This is a genomic window from Streptomyces coryli, assembly GCF_011044975.1.
GTDB classification, from domain to species: Bacteria; Actinomycetota; Actinomycetes; order Streptomycetales; family Streptomycetaceae; genus Streptomyces; species Streptomyces coryli.
Genome location: NZ_JAAKZV010000294.1, coordinates 1 through 8,993, shown reverse-complemented (window position 1 = coordinate 8,993; position 8,993 = coordinate 1). Strand labels below are relative to the sequence as shown.

Genomic DNA, 8,993 nt, shown 5'->3' with positions numbered 1-8,993 from the left:
GCCCCCCGCGCCGAAGGCCCCCGCCCGTCGCAAGGCGACCCGGCGCGGGCCCGCCGATCCCGTGCGTACGCTCATGTACCGGCATCGCGATCTCTGTGCGCGCGCCGTCGACCCGCTCGACATCGCCGCCGGGCTCGAGGCCCGAGGTGTCACCGAGCGCGACGCCGCCCGGCTCCGGCACCGTGATGTCTTCTCGCTCGCCGAGGAGATGTACGCCCGCACCCGCGGCAGCGGAGCCCGTAACGGCGGAACCGACCACACCCGAAGCCGCACGACGGACGACCTCCGCGGCAGCGGCACCCGCACCCTCACCCACGCCCTCCCCTTCGCCGTCGCCCTCGCGACGACCGCCGCGGCCGCCCGCCTCCCCGGTCCGGCCGCCCAGGCCGCCGCGGCCGCCGCCGGTGCGCTGCTCACCGCGGCCGTGCTGCACCTCGTCGTACGCACCGGGCCGCTCACGCCACCGCCCGGCCGGCCCACCGCCGGAGCCGCAGGCCCCGTCCTGTGGCTGATCGGCTATCTCCTCTACGGCGACTGGCTCCTGAGCGAGGCCATGGCCGGCGCCACCGGCGCCGACCGCGCGCCGGCCGTCCCGCCCGCCACCGCGGCGGCGGCACTGGCGCTCGCGGCGAGCATCCCCGTCGCCGCCTGGTGCGCGCGGTTCTTCGCCGATCGTGCCCGCCGCGCGCTCGACGGTGCCCGGGATCTCGAGGAGTACGGGGCGCGGGTCCGCCCGCTCCTCGTCGGCGTGCTCTGCCTCGCCCTCGCCGCGCTCCTCGCCCTCGAAGTCGCCGCCCAGCACGCGTGCGACAGCACCCTGGCCCGTTTCCTCACCACCGCGGGCCACGCGCCCCACCCCGACGCCGTGCCGTCCCCGACCGCCGCGACCACCGCGGCCGTCGCGCTCGGCGCGCTGCTCTTCCTCGCCCGCCTGCTTGCCGTGCACGGCGAACCCCGCCGCGCCGCCGCCGCCCTCCATGCGGCAGCGACCGCGCAGGTCGCGGCGGTGCTGCTCACCGTCTCCGCCCGGCTCCCCGGGCTGGGCCTGCTCGGCCGCCCGGTCGAGCTCCTCACCGCCGCGTACGGCGTCACCGCGGTGACCGCCGTGACCTGCGGCGGGGCCGCGCTGGCGCTGCTGGCGAGCGCTGTTACGGCACTGACCAGGGCCTCGGCCCACCGCAAGGAGCAAAACGACATGCTGTGTCCTCTCAAGAGCCCCCCGGCACCGCCCGCACCATCCGCTTCGCCCGCGGCGCAGCCACACGCCGCGTCCCCGGCCGCCGGGGGTGACCGATGAGGGTCCTCCTGCTCGGCGCCAACGGATTCCTCGGCCGCTACGTAGCGGACCGGCTGCTCGCCGACCCCGCCGTCCAGCTCACCACGCTGGGCCGCGGCGACGACGCGGACGTGCGCTTCGACCTCGCCTCCGGCAGTCCAGGGGCGCTCACCCGCTTCCTGGACGCCGTCCACCCCGGCGTGGTGATCAACGCGGCGGGCGCCACCCGCGGCAGCGCCCGCGACCTGATCCGGCACAACACGGTCGCGGTCGCCACCATCTGCGAGGCGATGCGGCGCAGCTCCCTCAGCGCCCGCCTGGTCCAGCTCGGCTGCGCCGCGGAGTACGGGCCCTCGCAGCCCGGCTCCTCCACCGCCGAGGACGCGCTGCCGCGCCCCGGCGGCCCGTACGGGGTGAGCAAGCTCTCCGCGACCGAACTCGTCCTCACCTCGGGTCTGGACGCGATCGTGCTGCGGGTCTTCTCGCCGATCGGGCCCGGTACGCCCGCGGGCTCCCCGCTGGGGCGGCTGGCCGAGGCGCTGCGGCGGGCGATGCAGGCCGGCGACGGCGAGCTGAAGCTCAGCGGGCTCGGCGCGCAGCGGGACTTCGTCGACGTCCGGGACGTGGCCAGGGCCGTGCACGCGGCCTCGCTGTCCGCGGCCCAGGGCGCGGTGAACATCGGCAGCGGACGTGCCGTCCGGCTGCGCGACGCGGCGGCCACCCTCGCGCGGGTCGCCGGTTACGGCGGCCAGCTGCACGAACTCGACGGCGGTCTCGGCCGCGGGTCCATCCCGCAGCCGTCGTCCCCGGTCGGTGCCGCGCTCGGCAACGACTCGGCGGCATCCATGTCGGCCGCCGCCGCGTACCCCTATCCGGACGGCTGCGGATCGTGGCAGCAGGCGGATGTCAGAACAGCCCGGGACCGCCTCGGCTGGCGGCCCCGTATCGGAATCGAGGAATCTCTTGCGGATATCTGGATGGAGGCGGCGTGCCGTATCTGAATAGAGTCGAAAGCGGCAAGGCACTCGCACCTCTGCACGCATCCCAGCGGCCAGGGCCCGGCGACATCCGCCTCGGCCTCGGTGTCCCGGGTTATGCGCACCCCCTCGTCGCGCCCATGGAGTGGGGCGAGCTCACCCGCGCCGGCAGCGCGGTGCACTGGGCGGTGCTGAATGTCGCGAATGGTCCGGGCGCCCGCCCCGACCCGCACTGCCTGGAGGCGGCGGGGCGGCTGCGCGCGGCCGGGGTGAAGGTGCTCGGGCAGCTCGACCTGCGCTGGGCGCGGCGGCCCTTCGGTGAGTTGATCACGGACGCGCACCGCTTCCTGGAGTGGTACAAAGCGGACGGCTTCTATCTCGACCGCTGCCCGACGGAGCGCTCGCTGCTGCAGGAGGTCCGGCGTACGACGACGACGCTCGGCGCGCTCTCGGACGACGCCCACATAGTGCTGGGCCATGGCACCCACCCGTATCCCGGATACGCGGAGGCCGCCGACCAGTTGGTCACCTTCGCCGGTCCGTGGACCGAGTACCGCTGGTCGCAGGTGGCGGAGTGGACCGCCGACTATCCGGCGGAGAAGTTCTGCCATCTGGTGCACGGCATTCCGCGCATGCACCTCACCGAGGCGATGCGGATCGCCCGCTGGCAGGGCGCGGCCTCCGTCTTCTTCACCGACCGCCGCAGCTGGGAGGCGCTGCCCGGGTACTGGGACGAAATCGTCTCGCGTATCGGACAGGGTGTCTCGGAATGAGAAGGGGCGTGGCAGTGTTACAGGCAGAACAACCATGCTTCCTGTAGCTACGGAGTCGTCCCTGTGTCGCTGCCACCCCTGGTCGAGCCCGCTGCGGAGCTCACCGTCGACGAGGTCCGCAGGTATTCGCGCCACCTGATCATTCCCGACGTCGGGATGGACGGGCAGAAGCGGCTGAAGAACGCCAAGGTGCTGTGTGTCGGCGCCGGCGGGCTCGGCTCGCCGGCCCTGATGTACCTGGCGGCCGCGGGTGTCGGCACGCTCGGCATCGTCGAGTTCGACGAGGTCGACGAGTCGAACCTGCAGCGCCAGATCATCCACAGCCAGGCCGACATCGGCCGCTCGAAGGCCGAGTCCGCGAAGGACACCGTCCTCGGCATCAACCCGTACGTCACGGTGAACCTGCACGAGGAGCGGCTCGACTCCTCGAATGTGATGGAGATCTTCGCCGAGTACGACCTGATCGTCGACGGCACGGACAACTTCGCCACCCGTTACCTGGTCAACGACGCCTGCGTGCTGCTGAACAAGCCGTACGTCTGGGGCTCGATCTACCGCTTCGACGGCCAGGCGTCGGTCTTCTGGTCCGAGCACGGTCCCTGCTACCGCTGCCTGTACCCGGAGCCCCCGCCGCCCGGCATGGTGCCGTCGTGCGCCGAGGGCGGCGTGCTCGGCGTGCTCTGCGCCTCGATCGGCTCGATCCAGGTCAACGAGGCCATCAAGCTGCTCGCCGGCATCGGCGACCCGCTGGTCGGCCGCCTGATGATCTACGACGCCCTGGAGATGCAGTACCGCCAGGTCAAGGTCCGAAAGGACCCGGAGTGCGCGGTCTGCGGCGAGAACCCGACGGTCACCGAGCTGATCGACTACGAGGCCTTCTGCGGTGTCGTGTCGGACGAGGCGCAGGAGGCCGCGCTCGGCTCCACGATCACGCCGAAGCAGCTCAAGGAGTGGATCGACGAGGGCGAGAACATCGACCTCATCGACGTCCGCGAGCCGAACGAGTACGAGATCGTCTCGATCCCGGGCTCCCGGCTGATCCCGAAGAACGACTTCCTGATGGGCCAGGCCCTCCAGGACCTGCCGCAGGACAAGAAGATCGTCCTGAACTGCAAGACCGGTGTGCGGTCTGCCGAGGTGCTGGCGGTGCTCAAGTCCGCGGGCTTCGCGGACGCGGTGCACGTCGGCGGCGGCGTCATCGGCTGGGTCAACCAGATCGAGCCGGAGAAGCCGGTGTACTGACGCCGGTCTACTGACGCCGGTCTACTGACCGGCCTGCTCACGGCAGCTTGAGGCGGAGGGGACCGCACCCTAGGCGGTCCGCCTCCGCTTCGGCGTATTTGGGGAAGAGCGCGCGGACGTCCCCGGCCCGGTGGCCCGACCCGTTCGAGCGGACCAGGAACAGCACGCGGCCGGACTCGCACTTGGCCCGGAACCAGGCCTGGTTGGGTCCGATGCCGCCGTAGCCCGCGCGGCTGCCGGACTCCACCGGCGCGCCGACGTACTCGGGCCCGTAGAACATCTCCACCAGCCGCGGGTCCTCGACCGTCATCAGCCGCATCGACGGGCTGCCGAGCAGCGGGTCGCGGTCGCAGGTGCGGACCGGCCAGGTGCCGGAGGTGCGGATCGGGTACGACTCCGGCTTGCGATTGCCGGGCAGGGCGAGGCCCTTGATGCCGCACAGGGCGTCGGGCCGCTCGTGCGAGTCGTAGCGCGGATTCGCGGCCAGGTGCGGCACCGGGTCGGCGATGCGGCCGGAGCAGCCGAGGTCCGCGGTGACCTTGTTGGTGACCTTCACGAGCATGCGGGCGAGCGCGTCCCGCCGGCGCCGGTCGGGCTGGTCCTCGTCGGGCGTCAGGGAATCGGCGATATCCACCACGGTCGGCCCCTGGGTCTTGTCCCCCACCGCCGGGCCCGGGCAGCCCTCCGGGAGCGCCAGCCAGGCGCGGCCGTCGGAGGCCATGCCGGAGAGGTCGCCGCCGAGCGGGGTGAGGCGGCCGGCCAGGAACTCGTCCGCCCAGCGGCCGCCGCTGCCGAAGCGGTTGTCGAGCCGGTGCACCCGCACCGTCATCGCCCAGCCGCCGCCGTCCATGCCGTCGCGGCCGGTGAGATGGCAGCTGCCGGTGGGTCCGTCGTATCCGGTGTCGTCCGAGAGCACGGGCACATCCGCGGACTCGATGCCTTCCGGCTCACGCAGCAGCGGAGCCAGATCCGCGGGGCCCAACGCGCCCCAGCACAGCCGCCCTTCACCCTCGTCGGCGAACGGCCCCGCTTGCTGCTGCCACGCCATCGCCGCGGCACCGACGAGCGCGCCGGCCACCGCGACCGCGACGAACTGCTGCACCCGCCCGCGCCACCACCGCGGCGCGCGGCCGCGCTCGGACGTCAACTCCTCCTCGGCGCTCACCGTCCGGCCCCGTTACGAGCAGCGCTTCCCGTCCTCCGGGACCTTGCCGTCCAGCAGGTAGTCGTCGACCGTCGTCGTCACGCAGTCGCCCTGCCCGTACGCGCCGTGGCCCTCGCCCTCGTAGGTGAGCTGGACCGCCGAGTCGCCGATCTGGTCGGCCATGTTGGCGGCGCCCTCGTACGGGGTGGCCGGGTCGCCCGTATTTCCGATGACCAGCATCTTCGCGGCATCCGGGGCGCTTACCTCGGGGGTCTTCGCCTCGCCCTTGGCGGGCCAGCCGGAGCAGCCGAGGAGACCCCAGGCGAGCATCTCGCCGAAGATGGGGGAGGCCTTCTTGAAGCGCGGCAGCTGCTTCCTGACGTCGGCCTCGGCGTAGCGCTCCGTGGTGTCCGCGCAGGCGATCGCGGCGTGCGCCTCGTTCTCGTTGTTGTAGTTGCCCTGCTGGTCGCGGCCCGTATAGACGTCCGCGAAGAGCAGCAGATACGAGCCGTCGCCCTGCTCGGCCTTCTGCAGGGACTGGGTGAGGTACTTCCAGGTCTCCTTGCTGTACAGCAGGGAGGCGATGCCGGTCAGGGCGTCGCCCTGGGTGAGCTCGCGGCCGAGCTGGGTCTTCATCGGCTGCTTGTCGAGCTGGGCGAGGAGGTCGGTGATGCGCTTGGTGCCCTCGGCGCCGCCCTTGCCGGTCGGGCACTTGGCCTGCTTCGCGCAGTCCTTCATGTAGTTGCCGAGCGCCAGCTGGAAGCCCTTGGCCTGGGCGAGGCTGCCCTCGACCTCGCTCTTGGTGGGGTCGACGACGGCGTCGAGGACCGCGCGGCCGACCCGCTTGGGGAACAGGTGCGCGTACACGCCGCCGAGCTGGGTGCCGTAGGAGATGCCGAAGTAGTGCAGCTTCTCGTCGCCGAGCAGCTGCCGGATGACGTCCATGTCGCGGGCGGTGTTGGTCGTGGTCATGTGGCGCAGCCGGTCGCCGGAGCGCTGGTCGCAGCCTTCCGTGAAGGCCTTCTGGTCGGCCTCGGCCTTCGCGAACTCGGTGCGGTCGTCCGGGGTGCCGTCGACGGCCCGGGAGGCGTCCATCTCGTCGTCGCCGCGGCACTTGACCGTGGCGCTCTCGCCGACGCCGCGGGGGTCGAAGCTGACCAGGTCGTAGCGGGTGTTCAGCTTCTTGTAGTCGGGGTCGGCGGCCTGCGGCATGGTGGTGACGCCGGAGCCGCCGGGGCCGCCGAAGTTGAACAGCAGCGAGCCGATGCGCTGCTTGCCCTGCTCCTTCGCCTTCGCGCGGATCAGCGCGATGTCGATGGTCTTGCCGCCGGGGTTGTCGTAGTCGAGGGGGACCTTGACCTTGGTGCACTCCCAGTCGGTCCCGGCCAGCGCCTTCGGCGGGCCCTCGGCGCCGGGGGCGCGGCCCTGGTTCACGGTGGGCGCGGAGCAGCGGTTCCAGTCGGCGCGCTGACCCGTGATCGAGCCGGGGAGATCGAGCTCGCCGGAGGCCGGGGCGGGACCCGAGGCGGTCTCGTCGCCTCCGCCGCCGCCGTCGTCCTTCCCGGAGTCGCCGCCGCTGCAGCCGGTGAGCAGCAGCAGCGCGGCAGTGAGGGCGCCCGCTATGCCGACGGTGGCGGTCCGTGTGGCTTTCGCCGCGCCGGCCGCCGTCGTCGCCGTCTTTCGCATGGCCGTTCCCCCCATAGCTCGATTCAGGTACGCACGATGCTAACCGCAGGTCTTGCCGTCCTCGGGTGTCCGCCCCTGGAGCAGATACGCGTCGACCGCCTTGGTCACGCACGGGTTCGTCGGTGTGTACGCGCCGTGGCCCTCGCCCTTGTTCGTGATCTGGTGGCCGACGCCGAGCGCGTCGACCATGTGCTTCGTGCCCGCGAACGGGGTCGCCGGGTCGTTGGTCGTGCCGACCACCAGGATCGGCGCCGAGTCCTTCGCGCTCACGTCGGGCTTGGTCCGCGCGCCCTTCACCGGCCAGTCCGTGCACGACCCCATCGACCAGGCCATGAACTTCCCGAAGAGCGGCGACGCCTTCTCGAACTCCGGCAGCTTGTCCTTGATCTCGTCCGTGTCCGGCCGCTCGCTGGAGTCGGCGCAGCCGATGGCGACGAAAGACGACTGCATGGTGCTGTAGCGGCCGTTCTGCTCGCGCCCGTTGAGCAGGTCGCCGAGGGCGAGGAGGGTCCTGCCGTTGCCGTCGACCATCGCCTCGTCGAGACCCTCGCGCAGGATCGGCCAGAAGTCCTTCGAGTACAGCGCCTGGGCGATGCCGCCGGTGGCCAGGGACTCGGTGAGCTTGCGCTCGCCGGCGGCCGGCATCGGCTTCTTGTCGAGCTGCTGCAGCAGGTCCGCGATCTTGCCCTCCCCCTCCTTCGGGTCCTCGCCCAGCGGGCACTCCTCGCCCTGGTCCGCACAGTCCTCGGTGAAGTTCTTCAGCGCCAGCTGGAAGCCCTTGGTCTGCCCGAGCGAGCGGCCGAGGCCGTCCTGGGTGGGGTCGATGGGGGAGTCGAGCACGGCGCGGCCGACCTTCTTGGGGAACTGGTGCGCGTACACGCCGCCGAGCTCGGTGCCGTAGGAGGTGCCGAAGTAGTACGTCTTGTCGTCGCCGACGGCCTTGCGGATCAGGTCGATGTCGCGGGCGGCGTTCTCGGTGCCGATGTGCGGGAGGATCTTTCCGGCGTTCTTCTCGCAGCCGCTGTTGAACTTCTTGATGTTGTCGAAGTACGCCTTCTGCTCGGCCTCGTCGTCCGGGGTGTTGTCGGCGGCGAAATAGGAGTCGAGCTGCTTGTCGCCGAGGCAGCGGACGCCTTCGCTGTCGCCCACGCCGCGGGGGTCGAAGCTGAGGAGGTCGTAGCGGGTGCGGAGGCCCTCGTACTGCGGCGCGGCGGCGGGGAGCGTGCTGACGCCGGAGCCGCCGGGGCCGCCGAAGTTGTAGATGAGGGAGCCGATGGGCTCCTTCTTGCCGGTGGCTTTGGTACGGATCAGGGCCAGGTCGATCTTGTCGCCGTCCGGCTTGTCGTAGTCGACGGGGACGGGGAGCTTGGCGCACTCCCACTTGATCCCGGCGGCGCCTGGCTGCTGGGCGGCTTCGCCCTTGGGCTTGCAGGACTTCCAGCTCAGCTTGGCGGGCTTGATGTCCGCGCCGGTGTCCTGGTCCTTGTCACCGGAGGAGTTGGCACAGCCGCCCGCCACGGCGGAGAGGACGGCGGTGGCGATGAGCAGGCGGGCGCGGACGGTCCGTTGCACGGTGGCTCCCCGAGTCGGTGCGGTGGCGTTCTTGCCATGCTCCGGCGGGGTCGGGTGGGGCGCGCGCTGGGGAGGGCGTACGAGTGACGGGGCGTCAGAGAGGGATCACGGTGACCTCGGTCGCCTTCACGCTCACCCAGATCTCGGTGCCTTCGGCGAGGCCGAGTTCGGCCGCGGCCGCGGGGGTTACTTCCGCTACGACGTCCGGGGTGCCGGAGATCAGCACGCGGAGGCGGCTGCCCTGGGCGGTGAGTTCGCGGACGGTGCCGGGCCAGACGTTGCGCGGGCTGGCGTCGGTGGGGCGGTGCCCTGTCTCTTATACA

Annotated in this window: 6 protein-coding genes and 3 pseudogenes; 5 read left to right on the top strand and 4 right to left on the bottom strand. The window is 71.9% G+C overall.

Features of this window, described 5'->3' with window-relative positions; genetic code table 11:
* The 5 genes and pseudogenes from G5C51_RS36750 to moeZ form a co-directional block, all read left to right on the top strand.
* A partial coding sequence (locus tag G5C51_RS36750) for a hypothetical protein (protein ID WP_206314708.1) occupies window positions 1-1,297 on the top strand: 1,297 nt, incomplete at its 5' end.
* Window positions 1,294-2,046 (top strand): annotated as a pseudogene (locus tag G5C51_RS36745) (NAD-dependent epimerase/dehydratase family protein); the annotation flags it as partial. The gene G5C51_RS36750 and the pseudogene G5C51_RS36745, both read left to right, overlap by 4 nt.
* Window positions 2,047-2,136: 90 nt before the next feature.
* Window positions 2,137-2,277 (top strand): annotated as a pseudogene (locus tag G5C51_RS44355) (reductase); the annotation flags it as partial.
* Window positions 2,265-3,026, top strand: a complete 762-nt coding sequence (locus G5C51_RS36740; protein WP_420824898.1) for a spherulation-specific family 4 protein — start codon at window positions 2,265-2,267, stop codon at window positions 3,024-3,026. The pseudogene G5C51_RS44355 and the gene G5C51_RS36740, both read left to right, overlap by 13 nt.
* Before the next feature lie 63 nt (window positions 3,027-3,089).
* Complete coding sequence (gene moeZ / locus G5C51_RS36735; RefSeq protein ID WP_165244343.1) at window positions 3,090-4,268, top strand: adenylyltransferase/sulfurtransferase MoeZ; 1,179 nt, start codon at window positions 3,090-3,092, stop codon at window positions 4,266-4,268.
* Between the two features lie 37 nt (window positions 4,269-4,305).
* Here the strand turns inward: moeZ and G5C51_RS36730 are convergent, their stop codons facing one another.
* From G5C51_RS36730 to G5C51_RS36715, 4 genes and pseudogenes are all read right to left on the bottom strand, one after another.
* Window positions 4,306-5,433, bottom strand: coding sequence for a hypothetical protein (locus G5C51_RS36730; RefSeq protein ID WP_165244341.1), 1,128 nt, complete (start codon window positions 5,431-5,433; stop codon window positions 4,306-4,308).
* A 12-nt stretch (window positions 5,434-5,445) separates the two neighbouring features.
* On the bottom strand, window positions 5,446-7,098 hold the full coding sequence (locus G5C51_RS36725; RefSeq protein WP_165244339.1) for an alpha/beta hydrolase: 1,653 nt from the start codon (window positions 7,096-7,098) through the stop codon (window positions 5,446-5,448).
* A gap of 39 nt (window positions 7,099-7,137) precedes the next feature.
* Window positions 7,138-8,670, bottom strand: a complete 1,533-nt coding sequence (locus G5C51_RS36720) for an alpha/beta fold hydrolase (RefSeq protein ID WP_165244337.1) — start codon at window positions 8,668-8,670, stop codon at window positions 7,138-7,140.
* A gap of 94 nt (window positions 8,671-8,764) precedes the next feature.
* Window positions 8,765-8,974, bottom strand: a pseudogene (locus G5C51_RS36715) (TOBE domain-containing protein); the annotation flags it as partial.
* Between the last annotated feature and the right edge of the window lie 19 nt (window positions 8,975-8,993).

Bases quoted from the DNA above. Each gene is read 5' to 3' on its own strand.
- G5C51_RS36725 (WP_165244339.1), bottom strand. From the start codon at position 7,098: ATGCGAAAGACGGCGACGACGGCGGCCGGCGCGGCGAAAGCCACACGG.